At 30.9% G+C, this 17218-nt stretch carries 11 protein-coding genes; 1 reads left to right on the top strand and 10 read right to left on the bottom strand.

Annotated elements, in window-relative coordinates; genetic code table 11:
* Positions 1 to 201: 201 nt before the first annotated feature.
* From GQR92_RS06160 to GQR92_RS18150, 10 genes are all read right to left on the bottom strand, one after another.
* A complete protein-coding gene (locus GQR92_RS06160) occupies positions 202 to 4359 on the bottom strand; it encodes a hybrid sensor histidine kinase/response regulator transcription factor (RefSeq protein ID WP_158838293.1) in 4158 nt (1385 codons plus the stop codon).
* An 11-nt stretch (positions 4360 to 4370) separates the two neighbouring features.
* A complete protein-coding gene (locus GQR92_RS06165; RefSeq protein ID WP_158838294.1) occupies positions 4371 to 7217 on the bottom strand; it encodes a DUF5060 domain-containing protein in 2847 nt (948 codons plus the stop codon).
* Between the two features lie 330 nt (positions 7218 to 7547).
* Complete coding sequence (gene fsa / locus GQR92_RS06170; protein WP_105048301.1) at positions 7548 to 8201, bottom strand: fructose-6-phosphate aldolase; 654 nt, start codon at positions 8199 to 8201, stop codon at positions 7548 to 7550.
* A gap of 10 nt (positions 8202 to 8211) precedes the next feature.
* Positions 8212 to 9828 carry a transketolase-like TK C-terminal-containing protein gene (locus GQR92_RS18065; RefSeq protein ID WP_254712455.1) on the bottom strand — a complete coding sequence of 539 codons (1617 nt, stop codon included), beginning with the start codon at positions 9826 to 9828 and terminating at the stop codon, positions 8212 to 8214.
* A complete protein-coding gene (locus GQR92_RS18070) occupies positions 9741 to 10088 on the bottom strand; it encodes a hypothetical protein (protein ID WP_254712456.1) in 348 nt (115 codons plus the stop codon). Before GQR92_RS18070 ends, GQR92_RS18065 begins: the two co-directional genes overlap by 88 nt.
* Complete coding sequence (locus GQR92_RS17950) at positions 10085 to 10246, bottom strand: hypothetical protein (protein WP_233270032.1); 162 nt, start codon at positions 10244 to 10246, stop codon at positions 10085 to 10087. The genes GQR92_RS18070 and GQR92_RS17950 overlap by 4 nt, the downstream gene beginning before the upstream one ends.
* Positions 10247 to 10326: 80 nt before the next feature.
* Positions 10327 to 11751 carry a D-xylose transporter XylE gene (gene xylE, locus GQR92_RS06180; RefSeq protein WP_158838295.1) on the bottom strand — a complete coding sequence of 475 codons (1425 nt, stop codon included), beginning with the start codon at positions 11749 to 11751 and terminating at the stop codon, positions 10327 to 10329.
* A gap of 90 nt (positions 11752 to 11841) precedes the next feature.
* Complete coding sequence (gene xylA / locus GQR92_RS06185) at positions 11842 to 13158, bottom strand: xylose isomerase (protein WP_158838296.1); 1317 nt, start codon at positions 13156 to 13158, stop codon at positions 11842 to 11844.
* A 148-nt stretch (positions 13159 to 13306) separates the two neighbouring features.
* Entirely contained in the window at positions 13307 to 14791 is a 1485-nt protein-coding gene (locus GQR92_RS06190; protein WP_158838297.1) for a xylulokinase, read from the bottom strand.
* A 554-nt stretch (positions 14792 to 15345) separates the two neighbouring features.
* Complete coding sequence (locus GQR92_RS18150) at positions 15346 to 15597, bottom strand: Arm DNA-binding domain-containing protein (RefSeq protein ID WP_158842013.1); 252 nt, start codon at positions 15595 to 15597, stop codon at positions 15346 to 15348.
* Positions 15598 to 16229: 632 nt separating this feature from the next.
* Here GQR92_RS18150 and GQR92_RS06200 point away from each other — a divergent pair.
* Positions 16230 to 17177 carry a tyrosine-type recombinase/integrase gene (locus GQR92_RS06200; RefSeq protein WP_158838298.1) on the top strand — a complete coding sequence of 316 codons (948 nt, stop codon included), beginning with the start codon at positions 16230 to 16232 and terminating at the stop codon, positions 17175 to 17177.
* The last annotated feature ends 41 nt before the right edge of the window (positions 17178 to 17218 follow it).

Raw genomic sequence — 17218 nt, forward strand, 5'->3', positions numbered from 1 at the left:
ATGATATTTCTTATGGGATATTTTTTCTGCATAATTAACTCATACTACTCTCCAAATATAGAAAGTTGATGTACTTTTGAGTAAAAGAAAGAATGCATGCTATGTTAATTTTGGCTCTTTTTGAGGTAAAATAGCACAAAAACACTATCTATATTAGCTTTTAGTAGCTAATTTTACATTTAAGAAATAAAAAGGAAAGAGTTATTGTTTTTCTTTGATAACAACCTCCGTTGGAAGCATTCCAAAATGTGCTTTAAAACATTTTGTAAAATAAGACGCAGAAGAGAAACCAACTTTAAAACCAACCTCGCTTATAAATGCAGAACCTGTTTCTAATATTTGATATGCTCTTTCTAATCTAATTCTTCGTAACAGTTCGTTTGGAGTTTGCCCTGTTAAAGATTTTATTTTTCTGTATGATTGACTTTTACTTAAGTTCAATTCATTGGCTAATTCTTCTACACTTAAACTAGAATTGCTAATATTTTCACCTATGTATGCCAAAACTTTATTAATAAATTCTTTGTCTATAGAGGTAGCATTTGTGTTCTCTTTTGCACCACTCACTTCACTAAAGTATTTATCAAAAATTAATTTTCTACTGGTAATTAATTGAGACAGTCTTAACGTGAGCAAACGCATATCGAATGGTTTGGTCATATAGGCATCAGAGCCATGTTCTATTCCTTCAATACGATCATCAATTCTTGCTTTTGCAGTAAGCATTAATAAAGGAATATGACTTGTTTTAATATCTGTTTTAATACGTTTACAAAACTCAAAACCATCCATTTCTGGCATAATAACGTCTGTTAGAATAACATCTGGAAAGGATTTTTCTGCAATTTTTAATCCCTCTAAACCATTATTTGCTAATAAAACTTTATAGGTTTTACTTAATTCTGTTTTTAAATAATTTCTTAACTCTGTATTATCTTCTACCACTAAAATAGTATACTTTTTAGAGGTTGTTTTTTCAATCTCTTCTTGCTCTTCTGATCCCAAAATTTTATTTTCTGGGATAAAGTTTATTTCTTTTTTAGGAAGATCTGACTCCGCTTTAAAACTCTTAATTTCATCTTTAGTAAAATGCTCTTTTCCTTTTGGTAAAATTATTCTAAAGGTAGTTCCTTCATCTATTTTACTAGTTACTTCTATTTTACCTTTATGTAAATTAACAAAACTACTAACTACTTCTAGCCCGATACCCGTTCCGCCATAGTAAGTTTTATTAAGACTTTCTACTTGATAAAATCTTTCAAATATTTTATCTACCTGATCCTCTTCTAACCCTTTACCTGTATCTGATATTACAATCTCTACTACTTTTACTGCTTTGGTTGATGAAATAAGTGGTAATATATAGTCTTCATCATTGTCTATTAAATTTACATTGATCACCCCATTGTCTGGCGTTACTTTCATTGCATTTGACAAAATATTGAAGATAATTTTTTCGAGCATATTTTGATCTGCCCACGTTTTTATCAATGACATTTCGGTGTCTAAAGTCAAAAATATATTTCTATTTGCAGCTTCTTCTTTAAAGAACAGCACAATATTCTTGGTAAAATCTACCAAATTTAATTCTGATGCTCTTACCCTTACTTTATCAAATTCTAACTTTCTTAAATCCATTAGTTCATTGATAAGCCTAAATAATCTATCCGAATTTCTATAAATAGTACTGTGTTTAGACTTTACTTTTTCGGGTAAATTTAAAGTTTCATCCCTCATCATATCCTTTAAAGGATTTAATATCAACGTTAAAGGAGTTCTAAATTCATGAGAAATATTTGTAAAAAACTGTAATTTATTTTTATTTAAAATCTCTTGTTGTAGTCTTTGAGTTCGCTCGTTTTTAATGAGTTCTTTTTCTTTTAACCTATTTTTTGTTATTTTATTTAAAAGTAAAAGTCCTAATCCAAAAAGTAACACATAAGTAGCCAGAGCCAAGTTAGATTTCCACCAAGGTGGTAATATTGTTATTTTTAATTCTAATGGTTTTTCGTTCCAAAGTCCATCATTATTTGCCGCTTTTAACTTAAAAACATAATCTCCATAATCTAAATTGGTATAAGTAGCACTTCTTTGATTGCCTACATAATTCCAAGATTTTTCTAAACCTTCTAAATAATAAGCATATTGATTTTTTTCTGGTCTGGTGTAGTTAATCCCTGTATACTGTATGGTAAATACAGACTGCTCATGATTAAACTCTATACTTGATGTTTCTGTAATAGTTTTTTTAAGAGGCGAGTTTTCTTCATTAGGAATCACGTCTTTATTAAAAATCTTTAAACCAGTTAAATAAAGAGAAGGTACGCTAGAATTTGTACTTAAGTCTTTTGGGTTAAAAAAATCTACCCCTTTATAATTTCCAAAATAAAGTTTTCCTTCGTCGTCTCTTAATACTGCATTAAAATTAAAATCATCAGATAATAAACCATCGTTTGTAGTGTAATTAACAACTTCATTTGTTTTTAAATCTAGCTTTGTAATTCCAGCATTTCCACTCACCCAAATATCACCTTTTTTATCTTCGATGATACTTGCAATGTTTTCTTCATTTAATCCAGAAAACTTATTAAACCATTTAAATTCGTCTTTAGTTTTATCATACCTACATAATCCAGCACCTCTTGTACCAATCCAAAGGTAATTATCGGTACTTTGATATAAAGATAATATGTGCGTTGAACTTCTTTGATTGTTGTTTGACTTAGACAATTGGTTAACAAAAGATTTTACACTTAATACACCTTGGTTATTATTTATTTTAAAGAGCCCAATAGTTGTTCCCAACCAAATAGCCCCATCATTATCTACCAATATTTTTCTAACGTCGCTTGTAGGTATACCATGTTTTGCAAATTCTTGTGAATTTTGATATGTTAAAACATGTGTTTTGGGATTAAAAGTATAAACACCGGTGTAAAAAGTACCTATCCAAATAACACCATCTTTATCTTCTGCAAAACTTAAAATGGCATTTGAAAATAATTTTCCATTTGAACTTTCGATATTGATATTTGTAATATTTTTAAATCCGTCTTTTAATACGTAAATTCCATTATCCCAACTTCCTGCCCAAATATTCTTTTTGCTATCAATAAAAATAGTTTGAATGTGATTACTGTTAAGCCCAGAATATGTTTTATCATTAGCTTTATTAATATGGTCTACTTTAGATGTTTTAATATCAAAAACATCAATACCTCCACCATCCATCGTAATCCATAATTTATCATGAGCATCTCTTACAATACCTGTAACAGATCCTATCTGCAAAGAATTTGGATTATTTTCTAAACTCTCTATGTTATCGAACTTATCAAATAAATGATCACTAACTACAACTCCATTATTGTAATATCCCATCCATACCCTCTTACTTTTATCAACAAATAATGACCAAATTGAATTTGAACGGATACTATTTTTGTCTTTTTTATTATAGAGGTAGTTTTTTATTAAAGCACCATTAGAATCCATGTGAAAAAGACCGTCATTTTCTGAACCAAACAGAAAGGTTTTATCGGCTAATTCTACTAAAGATAAGATGCGTTTTTCAGTTATCGGAAATTGCGAGAAATCAACAATATTATCATCTTTAAATTGATACTTAAAAACACCTTTGGTGTAGCTTCCTGCCCATAAATTATTGTCATTATCTACCAATAAAGTTTGAATAGGTATCGCGAAATTTAAAATACTGGAATCCTCTATTTTTTTAGGTTTTAAAATTGTTGAGTTTAGAGTATCTAACTTTCTTAATCCTAAACTTGTACCCAAAAATATAGTACCGTTTTTAATCTTTTGTATACTATTTATAGCTGGCCTACTATTATCTTTACAAGCTATTCTTTGTATTTCATTCGTTTTTAAATTAAGCTTAAATAAACCATTTAACCTTGTACCAATGTAAAGGTTACCTCTAGATTCTAGAATACTTAAAACAGATATATTAGCATTATCTAATAACCCAACAGATATTTTTTTAAACTGATCTAAATCCCTATCATAAAGATTTAAACCATCTTCTGTACCAACCCAAAGGTTATTATCTTTATCTAAATAGGAAGAAAACACCAAATTACTACTTATAGAGGTTGCATCTTCTTGCATAAACTTGTAAGAAGTGTAATCAAGACCATCAAATTTATACAAACCAGATCCATTTGTTCCTATCCAAATAAAACCGTAATTGTCTTGTATAATCGTATAAATACCAACTTTAGAGATACCTTCTTTTATTGTTTCAAAATTAAAATTTTGCGTTTTATTTTGTGCCTCTATATGTACACAGAAAAATGTACATAAAGACAAAATAAAAGTAATACCCCATTTAAGTTGCATAATATTGAATTTTAATTAGGACTAAATTTACTGTTTTTTGTTAGAATAAAACGATCCATTTTAAAACCATCTTCTCTCATAGAAAAAGACAACACGTATTCTCCTGATTTATCAAAGTTTAAGTAAATTGTTTTTTCTGTACCACAATGATTATCTGTCATTCTTTGTGCAGAAGACCAAGTCCATTCATTTTTACCATCGCACCATTGCATTCTTGCGCCGCTTTCTTGCCAATTTTCATTAAAACCAACATGTACTCCATTATCTTCTGTACCGGTAGAAAGTGCGTTCACCCAAATATAGTATTTTCCGGGATTATTTATTTTTATTTTATAAGAAATCACACCTCCTGTACCCGAAACCGGAAAGAAATTTTCACCTAAAATAAGTGTATCATCATGTGTAACCCTTGTATCTGGTAATGCTTGGATATAACTGTTTTTATTAGCAGAATTACTATAGTTTTCTCCGCTTATTTTATCATCCAAAGATCTTACAACCCAATTTCTCTTTGTGCTGTTGTTATTTTTATAATGATAATTTTCAGCTTCAATTTCTAACATTCCGTCTTTTTCTTCAAAAGATTTTGTGTCTGCTAGTATTTTTAGCAACGAATAATCTTTAGGAGTAAAAGTAATAGAATTCCATCTTCCTCTAGACCAAGCTGTTTCCTTTCCTTCTGGAATTAAACCATTGGTAACTGCCTTAGAGGTTATTTCTAGGATATCATTTTCATGTAAAAAGACATTCTCAATTTGGTGTCTAACATTTTTAAAATCTTCAGAAACTCTAGGGTTTTTAATAGTATCTAAAGCAGTACCATTAATTTTAATTACATATTCAGATTCCCCATCATTTTCTGCGGTAGTTACAAAAGTAAAATTATAAATACCTGTAACTCCTTTAAATTTAGCAATTGCCGTTGCAAATTTGTCTCTATTATTTTCTTCTGATGCTTCAATTGCCAATACGTTGTTTGGAAAATCTTTGTAATATTCTAAACCATCATTTTTTAATAGATCAAAATCTTGAATCGCATTTAAACTGATAATTTTTTGCTCATTTTCATTCGGACTTTCTTTTTCATTTTTGATTGCTATAATCAGTGCAACCCAATCTTTATCTTTATTTGGTGGAAAACCAATTGATTTTTCACTTCCACCTGTAATTTTTTTAATAGAACCGTTTACTAGTTTTCCGCCAGTTCTTGGATTGTACCATTTAACTGTGTACTTTTTGGGTGCACCAAATAAATTGATTTTAGTTTCTTTTACCTCTGGTAAATAAATAGCATACGTTTTATCATTTTCTACAAAAACATAATCATTTGGATTATCTGTTAAGCCATCTGCAGATTGCATTTTATCGAAAGATAAGTACTTATTAAAAAATTCTAATGCGTGTTTTGTTTGGTTCCAAACGTTTTCTCTTGATCTCCAATCTTCACAGTTTAAATCATTGTGCACATATTTATACCCAAAATACCACTCTACTCCGGCACCACCAGCCATTAAATTTCCCCATAAAACTTTATGTCTTATATTATCGTGATCAGGATCATCTGCATCTGGTTTTGCTCCTATTTCAGCAGGCCCGATTTCATCTTGTGTAACAATCCATTTTTTTCTGGTTAATTGAGATTCATTAACCCATTTTTTAGTGATATTATGAATTGAATCTGGACTATTTGTTTGCATAGAAGAACCGTCTAAAAACTCATAGCCTAACAAAGGCTCTAAATACAAATCTTGCTCTTTTGGAATAGAATGTGTGTGTAAAGCCACAAAATTCTGATAAGAATCATGTGTTTTAATATATTTTGCCATTGCTTTTCTATCGGCATCATTTTGTCCTTTTGGAGACCAATAGACAGGGCCATTTTCTTCTCCTAAATTCCAGGTAATTGCTAAATGATGTGCAAATCTTGCAATTAATTCTCGGTAATATAATTTACGTTGCGTTTTTAACTCACCAATATCTAATAACAATTCGTTTTCTGTTTCTTGAGTAACAATATGCAACATCAAACCTAAATAATCCATATGATCAAAGACAATTTCCCATTGATCTAATTTACTTGTATCAAAACGAGTTCTGTCATTTTTAGTAGTCCAAGGCCAAACATCATCTCCATCTCCCTGTACATTCATTGTTAAAAAATAAACAGAGTTCATTCCTTTAGATGCCAAATAATTTAATGCTCCAATAATGTTTTTCCCTTTTCCGTTTTGCCAAGTTGGATCACCTTCTTTCCAATCCTTAAAATGTGGTTGATACTTATGAGTTGCTGGAGTTTCATCAAACTCATAATACGCCAAAAAGTTTTCTGGACTATCTGCACCACCTTTTAAAAATGGTTTGTTAGATTCTGAATAATACAAATAACGTTCGTCTTTGTAAATTAATCGTCCATTGGTTCTATCTGCACTCTCTTTTATTACAAAACTTCCGGTTTCGTTATCGAAACCAACAGATTCCCCTGCTTTTTCATCATCATTTATAGCAATTTCATTTCCTTTTTTAAAAGAAGCTTTATAAGTCCATTTTCCTATTTTATTAGGCATAAAACGCACTTGCCAAACAGTTCCTTTTTTAGAACTTGTTTCTGCAGAATTTCCATCCGCAGCAAAAAAACCAGGAATTGTGATTTCTTCATCTCCGTTTTTAAAAGTTACATTTAATCTATAATTTAAGAAAGGATTGTCTTCATCGTTTTCGCTAAATTCTTTATAATCAAAATGAATGGTTACTTTGTTCCATTTTTCTAATTTTCCTTCAATTTTTCCTTGAGAAAATAAAGTAAAATTAAAAATGAACATTAAAAAATAGAGTACAATACTTCTTTTATTTATTGACATAAACTAAAAATTAAATTTTGAATTGAGAGAACTTAATCAACAATCTCGCCCCAAGGGTACGAGGTATGCTTCAGAAACATGTTATTTTATTTCGAGGCAAGCTTCAGGGAATTAAACCCTTGGCTATCGCCCTGCGATTAAAAGAATAAAAATACGTTTAAACTAAATTTATGGATAACAAAAAACGTGCATGAAATGTTATAGATTAAGCATATGATACTAATAACTTATAATTTACGAGGTTTATCCTAAAAACATTATTGCATAAAAAAAAGGTAAACTCTACATAGAATTTACCTTTTTTCCTTCTTCATAACAATGCTCACAGCATTAATTCCCCTTTTTATAATCTTCTAAAAACTTTGCCAAACCACTATCTGTTAATGGGTGCTTTAATAAACCTGTAATTGATGACAATGGTCCTGTCATTACATCAGAACCTAATTTTGCACAATTAATAACATGCATAGTATTACGTACAGATGCTGCTAAAATTTGAGTTTTAAATCCGTAGTTATCATAAATTTGTCTAATTTCTTTAATCAAATGTAATCCATCCGTAGAAATATCATCTAATCTTCCTAAAAACGGAGAAACATAAGTGGCACCTGCTTTTGCGGCTAATAATGCTTGTCCTGCAGAAAAAACTAAAGTTACATTGGTTTTAATCCCTTTATCAGAAAAATATTTACATGCTTTTACTCCGTCTGCAATCATTGGTAATTTTACCACAATTTGTGGATGTAAGGCTGCCAACTCTGTTCCTTGTTCAATCATTCCATCATAATCTGTAGCAATAACTTCTGCAGAAACATCTCCTGCTACAATATCACAGATTTTTTTATAATGATTTAAAATATTTTCTGCTCCCGTAATCCCCTCTTTTGCCATCAAAGATGGATTGGTGGTTACTCCATCTAAAACTCCTAAAGCTTCTGCTTCTGCAATATCATTTAAATTTGCTGTATCTATAAAAAATTTCATACTTTTAATTTTATACTGTTTTTAAATATTCTAATACTTGTTGGCTTACTTTTTCTCCTGTAAATCCAAATTTATCATCTAAGATATTTGCCGGTGCAGAATACCCAAAATGATCCAATCCAAATACTTTACCTGCATCACCAACCAAACCTTCTAAGTTTACTGGTAAACCTGCAGTTAAGCCGAATAATGGTTTATTTTTAGGTATAACACTTTGTTGATATTCCTTAGATTGTAACCTAAACACTCCTTCAGAAATTACAGAAGCAATATTTACTTTCAATCCGTTTTCTGATTCTAAAATTGCTGCTGCAGCTACTAGTGTTGCTACTTCAGATCCGTTTGCAACTAATACTACATCAGGATTTTCTACTTCTTTTACCAAATAACCACCTTTTTCTGCTGCTAATGCTTCTTGATATCTTGATGATGCTCCTTTGGTTGGTAAATCTTTAATGCCTTGTCTTGATAAAATTAAACCTGTTGGTGTATTTTTATTTTCTAAAGCCATTTTCCAAGCAACACTTGTTTCTGCAGAATCTGCAGGACGTAAAGCCATGAAACTCGGATTTCCACTGTGGTTTTTTAATTTTTCTAACAAACGAATTTGTGCTTCCTGTTCTACGGGTTGATGTGTTGGCCCATCTTCTCCAACTCTAAAAGCATCATGCGTCCACACATATTTTACACCCAATTCTTGAATTCCGCTTAAACGAATAGCTGGTTTCATATAATCTGAAAACACAAAGAAAGTTGCCACAACAGGAATAATTCCTCCATGTAACGCAATTCCATTTGCGATACAAGACATCGTTAATTCTGCAACTCCAGCTTGTAAAAATGATCCACTAAAATCTCCTTTTTTAAGTGCGTGCGTTTTCTTTAAGAATCCGTCTGTTTTATCAGAATTTGATAAATCTGCAGAAGAAACAATCATGTTTTCTACATTTTCAGCCAAATACCCTAACACTCCAGAAGAAGCTGCTCTTGATGCTAAACCTGCTTTGTGGGTTATTCCTTCGAAATCTAATGCTGGTAATTCTCCTGATAAAAAGAAATCTAATTTTGTTGCTAATTCAGAATTAGCTTCTCTCCAAATAGAAATGTCAACTTTTTTATCTCTTGCTTCTACTATTTTTCTTTGTAATATATTTTGATAAAATTCACTTACATCACCATAAATATCAAATGGACTTTCTGGGTTTGCACCTAAATTTAATAAAGTTTTTGTATAATCTGCTCCTGAGGCTCCAATAGGTTGTCCGTGTAATTCGCATTCACCTTCAAAAGTTTTCCCTTCGGATGTTACACAACCTTTCCCCATAATTGTTTTACCAATAATTAAGGTTGGTTTTTCTGTTTCGGCATTCGCATCTTTTAATGCTTTCCTTATTTCATCATGGTTATGCCCATCAATAGTAACTACTTTCCAGCCCCAAGCTTTGTACTTCATGGCTGTATCTTCTGAAGTAACTTCATCTGTTGATGTCGATAATTGGATATCATTAGAATCGTAGAACATAATAAAATTGTTCAACCCTAAATGACCTGCAATTCTTCCTGCTCCTTGAGATATTTCTTCTTGCACTCCACCATCAGAAATAAAACCATATACTTTATGATCCATCCAGTTTCCAAAACGAGCTTTAAAATTTTGCCGCAATTGCTGCACCAACTCCCATAGTATGCCCTGCCTAAAGGTCCTGATGTATTTTCGATACCTCTTGCAACATCTACTTCTGGATGCCCTGGAGTAATTGAACCCCATTGTCTAAAATTAGCAACATCTTCTTTTTTATAATTGCCTAAAAGATAGTATTGCGCATACATTAAGGTTGATAAATGCCCTGCATCCATAAAAAAACGATCTCTAAATGCCCATGTCATATCTGAAGGATCGAAATTAAAAATTCTGAATATAAGATGTGCATAAAATCTGCACCTCCCATAGGTCCTCCAGGATGCCCAGAGTTTGCTTTTTCTACCATTGCAACTGCTAAAGCTCTAATATTATCAGCCGCTTGTTGGTCTATTTTCTTGTTCATTATTACTTATTTGTAAATAAACCCAATTGAAAATATTGGAATCAATTGGGTTTAATAATTATTCTAAATTGATTTTTTTATTACTTTTTTTTCCAAAGACTTTCCATTTCTTCTAAAGTTTTACCCTTTGTTTCTGGAACATATTTCATAATAAATAACATTGCCAGAACACTCATAATTCCATATACCCAATACGCAAAACCATGATTAAATAGTCCTGTTAGGTATGAATTATCATTCATCATCGGGAATGTTAAAGACACTAAATAGTTAGAAATCCATTGAGCTGCAACTGCAATTGCCAAAGCTTTTCCTCTAATTTTATTTGGAAAAATCTCTGCTAATAAAACCCAAGTTACAGGTCCCCAACTCATTGCAAAACTTGCAACATACAACATCATACAAAACAATGCCAAATAACCTGTTGCTCCTACATAAAACACAAAACCTAAGCTTACCATGGCTACTGCCATACCTGCTGCTCCAATAATCATTAATGGTTTTCTACCATATTTATCTACTGTTTTTACAGCAACAATGGTAAATAAGAAGTTAACAATACCTACAATAATGGTCATTAACAAGGCACTATCTGTACCAGACGAGATGGTTTTGAAAATTTCTGGAGCGTAATATAACACTACATTAATCCCTACAAATTGTTGAAAAATAGAAAGTAAAACTCCAATGATAATTACCAACCAACCAAAAGACAAGATATGCCCTGAAGTTTTTTCGTTCATAGAAGCTTCTATTTCTGTCAAAACTCTATTTCCTTCTTCTTCTCCATTTACTTTTACTAAAACTTCTAACGCTTCTTCTGGTTTGTTTCGCAACATTAAAGAACGAGGTGTATCTGGCACAAAGAATAAAAGTCCTAAAAACAAGCCTGCAGGAATTACTTCTGATGCAAACATCCATCTCCAGCCAACAGAGTTTAACCAAGCATCTGAACCTCCACTTCTAGAAATAAAATAGTTTACAAAATAAACTACCATAAAGCCACCAACAATGGCTAATTGATTAAAAGAAACCAACTTACCTCTACTTTTTGCAGGTGCAATTTCTGCTATGTATAGTGGTGATAACATAGATGCTAACCCAACTCCAATACCTCCAATAATTCTATACACAATAAATATGGTTGAATATGTATGGTCTAACTCACCTAAAGTACCAATAAACATTTCTGGCATTGCAGAACCTAAAGCTGAAATTAAAAACAAAATTGCGGCTAAGATTAACCCTTTTTTTCTTCCTAATTTTTTACTGACTACCCCTCCAAAAACACCACCAATAATGCAACCTATTAATGCACTTGACACTAAAAACCCTTTAAAAGCACTTGCAGCTGTTTCTGATAATCCTTTTGGAATTACAAAAAAACTATCTAGAGAACCTACAGTTCCTGAAATTACACCGGTATCATAACCAAATAGTAATCCGCCTAAAGTGGCTACTAATGTTAACTTAATAAGATACCCTGAATTTGTTGATTTCCCCATAGTTTTCTAGAAGTTAGTTTGTGTGTCTTTTTTATAACTAAGTTTTATTAAAAGACCTTTCAAAATTAAATTTTGAAAGGTCTCTTCGTTTTATATATGTTGATTGATAATATTCTCAAACAACTCTTGTTTACCACTTTGTAATGTTAATTCCCCATTTTCTTGCGCAATGTTGTATAGGTCTTTTAATTCTAATTTCCCTGCTTCAAAATCCTTTCCTTTTCCTGCATCAAAAGAACTATATCTTTTTTCTCTTAAAGAATTATAAGAAGAAGAAGTCATAATTTTATCTGCAGTAATTAATGCTCTTGCAAATGTATCTGCTCCACCAATATGTGCGTGAAAAACATCGTCCATATCCGTAGAATTTCTTCTGATTTTTGCATCAAAATTAACGCCACCACCTTGTAAACCTCCTGCTTCTAAGAAAACTAACATTGCTTCTGTAACTTCTTGTATGTTGTTTGGAAACTGGTCTGTATCCCAACCATTTTGGTAATCTCCTCTGTTTGCATCTATACTTCCTAACATGCCTGCTTTGGCAGCAACAGCCATTTCGTGCTGCATAGTGTGTTGTGCTAAAGTTGCGTGGTTAACCTCAATATTCATTTTAAAATCTTTGTCTAAACCATATTCTTTTAAGAATCCGATTGCAGTTGCAGAATCAAAGTCATATTGATGTTTCATTGGCTCCATTGGTTTAGGCTCAATAAAGAAAGATCCTTTAAAACCTTGTGCTCTAGCATAATCTCTTGCCATGGTTAAAAACTGCCCCATGTGGTCTAACTCACGTCCCATATCTGTGTTTAATAAAGACATGTAACCTTCTCTACCTCCCCAAAAAACATAATTCTCTCCACCTAATTTAATAGTAGCATCTAAAGCCAATTTAACCTGACCTCCTGCTCTGGCAACTACATCAAAATCTGGATTTGTAGAAGCTCCATTCATATAACGTGGATTCGAAAAACAGTTGGCTGTTCCCCATAATAATTTTACACCACTTTCTGCTTGTTTCCCTTTTATGTAATCTGTAATGGCATTTAATCTTGCTTCAGATTCTGCAAAGGTTGCGCCTTCTTGAATTAAATCGTAATCGTGAAAACAGAAATAATCAAAACCTATTTTGTTGATAAATTCAAAAGCGGCATCTGCTTTGTCTTTTGCTGCTTGTACTGCGTCTGTAGATTTATCCCAACCAAAACTTTGTGTTCCTGGACCAAAAGGATCTCCTCCTTGACCACAGAATGTATGCCAATAAGCGATTGAGAATTTAAACCATTCTTTCATCTTTTTACCTGCTACTACTTGTTCTGGGTTGTAGTATTTAAAAGCCATTGGATTGTCTGACTCTTTACCTTCGAATTGAATTTTGTTGATTCCTTTAAAATATTCTTTATTTGCCATCTTTAAATGTTGTTTAATTGTTTATTTGTATAATTTTTTTATTGAGCTGTATTGCGTTAGGGATTGAAATGACATCCTTTTTGCTTTTTTGCAAAAAGATATAATGTAAAGCCCGACCTTTTTAGGGAACGCCCTAAATTTTATTATTTTATTGATTTTTTAAAACAAGTTCTAATTCTTTTTTCCAGTTGTTATAAGCCTCTAAATAAGGTTTTTGGTCTTTAAAAGGCATAAAAGTCATAACATGGTCATTGTCCATAATTACTTTTCCGAAAGCTTCGAAATCGCCTTTGTGTAAATTTGCTGCTCTTGCCGCACCAATAGCTCCGGTTGTATTATAGATTTCAATTTCTTGCTCTATTAAGGTTGCTACCGTGTTTGCAAATATTTCTGAACGGAATAAATTGTCGTTTCCTGCTCTAATAACGCTAGGCTTAATTCCGTCTGATTTCATGATTTCCATACCGTACACAAATGAAAAAGCAATACCTTCTAAGGCAGCTCTACACATATGCCCTTTGTGATGGTTATTTAGATTCATGTTTACAATTCTGGTACCAATTTCTTTGTTGTTTAGCATGCGTTCTGCTCCGTTACCAAAAGGAATTAAGCAAACGCCATCTGAACCTACAGGAATTTCTGATGCTAAAATATTCATCTCTTCATAAGAGTCTACAGCTAGATTATTTAACAGCCAACGGTACTGAATTCCGGCTCCGTTGATATTTAAAAGTTTCCCGATTATTGGATTGGATTTTGTATAATTTACGTGTGCAAAATTATTTACACGAGTGCTTTCTTTTCCTGATAAACTTTCTGTAACTGCATATACAACACCAGATGTACCACCTGTTGCAGCAACTTCGCCTGGATTAAATACATTTAATGACAATGCATTATTTGGTTGATCTCCTGCTCTATAAAAAATTGGAGTCCCAGCAGCGATTCCGCTTTCTGCTTCTCCTTTTTCATCTACTAAAGACTGAATACCAAAGGTGTCTACGATATCTGGCACCAAATTTTTATTGATACCATAATGTGTTAAAAGAAAATCTGCAATTGTGTTTTCTTTGAAATCCCAAAAAATACCTTCTGATAAACCAGAAATAGTGGTATTTATTTTGTTTGAAAATTTATAAGCTACATAATCTCCAGGCAACATAAATTTATGAATCTGACTGTAGATATCTGGTTCATTTTCTTGTACCCATTTTAATTTAGATGCGGTAAAATTTGCTGGTGAGTTTAATAAATGTGAAGCACATTTTTCTTCGCCAATCTCATTAAATGCATTGTTTCCTATTGCAACGGCTCTACTATCGCACCAAATAATACTTTTACGAAGTGGATTTCCTTTTTTATCTACTAAAACCAAACCGTGCATTTGATACGAAATACCAATCCCTTTAATTTGAGTTCTACTTATATTGTATTCTTTTTTTAGCTTTGTAATTGCATTGCAAATATGCATCCACCAATCGTTTGGTTTTTGTTCTGCCCAACCATTTTTTTGAGCAAACATCCCCATTTCTTCTTTAGGTTCTTGTACAACTCCTAAACTCTTTCCCGTTTCTACTTCTACCAAAGCCGCTTTTATAGAAGAACTCCCAATATCTAATCCTAAATAATACAAACCTTATTGTTTTAAGTTAAAAAAAATGGCCTAATACCGTTTATAATTCTTAAGCCTTTTATCGAGTAATAAAATTACTTTTAAACCCATTAAAGCAATAACAAAAAACGTGCATGATGTATTATAGAATAAGCAAATTACCCTATTAATAAAGAGAAATTTTAGATTACCAATTACAAAAGACAGTAAGTAGATTAAAAAAACCAGAAAAACTAAAACTATTATTTATATAAAGTTTACAATCTTTATAATTCAGTTTTTTTTGATTTTATTTACTTTGCTCTTTTATTTCATTCCTTTCAATAAAAAATACTTTTTGCTTTTTCTTTAATAAATCTGGAATATCTTTTAGTTATTCTTTTGAATTTGAATAAAACCAAAAACAGCGACTTAATTACGACATGACCTTATGTATACCATTTTGAGAATGCGCTATTTTTCGATATCTACCTGATGAAATTGTTTTCTATTTTTTAGTTGATTCAAATAATAGTTAGCTATTAAAAAAAGTTTTCGTTTTTTTAATTTAAAACTTTACTTTTTATTGCTGTTACCTAATGATAATTAACTTCCATCTCAGCATCAATTAATTTTTTATTGGCATCAGACTTTTTATTTAAAATAAGTTGATTGCTATATAAAAAATCAGGATGAGACTTTTTAACAGCACAATTTTTATTATCCCTGTCAATTTGTTTTATATATTGACCAATAAAAATAAAAGTAGCTTTTCTATCCTTTATAATCCTAAGTGGAATAGGATATAATTTTTGAGAATTTACTTTTTTTCTTAAAACTGCTTTAATTGAAAACTCTTTGTTAAATTTATTAAGCTAAAGACACAAAATTCAGGTACAACATAGGTACAACATTTGATGATATTATATGAAACCATTTAATATCAACAAAAATTAAAACACTAATAAACAATTAATTACCAATACATTTAATTTATTTTGATATCTATTTTTTAGAATTCATAACCCTGAGGTCACGGGTTCAAATCCCGTTCTCGCTACAAACTTAATGTTAATTAAATCAACGAATTGTGTCTCACAATTCGTTTTTTTATGTCTACATTTTTCTTACTTTCACAAATATTACACGATAAAGTACACGATTGCACTATAAAATTGAATTATTCTGAACAAAAAAACATAGAAATAACTTCGTCCTTTTAAAGAACTTTAAATATCAAATGGCTAAATTGTTTGTTATTAGAATATGAATAAATGAAAAATTATTACTAGCAACCTCAAAAAAAATACTCTAGTAATATTTTATCCGAAGAGAAAATATAAATACCTATGCTCACTTATAAAGAACGTTAACTATCTAAATCTAATCTTTTTTTATTATTACCTATAATATTGTTTCTTCTAATAGCAATTAATTCAAAAAAAAACACTATATTTAAACTGCTATAAATTGAATAAGTTTGACATATCCAACAATATTTTTAGAACAAAAAACTCATAGAAAAGAACTTCGACTACTTTTAAAGTTTTATTACAACAATACACTTATTGAAGTAACAAGAAAATTAGATGGTGCTCAATGGAGTAAAACGCTACATAGTTGGCACGTTAAGTACAGTGAAGAAAACTTAGCTCTTGTTCTAAAAAATTTTAAAGATTTAACAAATATAAATTTAGACAAACTTCCTAAAAAAGGTTTGTTTAAGAGAAATTTAACCACTGAAGAAAAGAAACTTCTTAATAATTTTTATCTTTTTTTAAAAGGAAAGAGATATAGTAAAAGTACAATACAAACTTATACTTTTTTTGTTGCTGATTTTGTTAATTTCCATACAAAAAAAACTTTAGAAGAACTTACCAATAGAGATGTGGAACTTTTTATTGAAAAAGTATTTATTGAACGTAATTATTCTGTTAGTTCTCAAAGACAGTTTATTAGTGCGTTAAAAATTTTTATTATTTTTTATCCGCACACAAAAATTAACAACCTTGTATTAGAAAGACCTAAAAAATCTAGAAAACTCCCAAGTGTATTATCGCAAGAAGAAGTTTTAGCTATTATACAAATTACTCAGAATTTAAAACATAGAGCTATTTTGGCTTTAATTTATTCTTGCGGATTACGTATAAGCGAGCTTATTAATTTAAAGTTAACCGATTTCTATTTAGAAAGAAAACAACTTATTGTAAAAAACGGAAAAGGGAGAAAAGACAGATATGTTAGTTTAGCTGATAGTTTTTTACCACTATTAACTAACTATTACCATTCTTACAAGCCCAAGATCTACTTTGTTGAAGGACAAAATGAAGGAAAATATAGTACAGAAAGTGTACGTCAGTTTTTAAGGAGAAGTTGTTTAAAAGCAAATATTAAAAAAGTTGTAACCCCCACACACACTGCGACATAGTTATGCGACTCATTTATTAGAAAATGGTGTAGACATAAGAT

It is taken from the genome of Polaribacter sp. L3A8 (assembly GCF_009796785.1).
In the GTDB taxonomy this organism is placed as follows: Bacteria; Bacteroidota; Bacteroidia; order Flavobacteriales; family Flavobacteriaceae; genus Polaribacter.

Coding starts and splice junctions, on each gene's coding strand:
- GQR92_RS06165 (WP_158838294.1), bottom strand. CDS start 7,217: ATGTCAATAAATAAAAGAAGTATTGTACTCTATTTTTTAATGTTCATT.
- GQR92_RS17950 (WP_233270032.1), bottom strand. CDS start 10,246: ATGAACAAGAAAATAGACCAACAAGCGGCTGATAATATTAGAGCTTTA.
- GQR92_RS18070 (WP_254712456.1), bottom strand. CDS start 10,088: ATGACATGGGCATTTAGAGATCGTTTTTTTATGGATGCAGGGCATTTA.
- xylA (WP_158838296.1), bottom strand. CDS start 13,158: ATGGCAAATAAAGAATATTTTAAAGGAATCAACAAAATTCAATTCGAA.
- GQR92_RS18065 (WP_254712455.1), bottom strand. CDS start 9,828: ATGGATCATAAAGTATATGGTTTTATTTCTGATGGTGGAGTGCAAGAA.
- xylE (WP_158838295.1), bottom strand. CDS start 11,751: ATGGGGAAATCAACAAATTCAGGGTATCTTATTAAGTTAACATTAGTA.
- fsa (WP_105048301.1), bottom strand. CDS start 8,201: ATGAAATTTTTTATAGATACAGCAAATTTAAATGATATTGCAGAAGCA.
- GQR92_RS06160 (WP_158838293.1), bottom strand. CDS start 4,359: ATGCAACTTAAATGGGGTATTACTTTTATTTTGTCTTTATGTACATTT.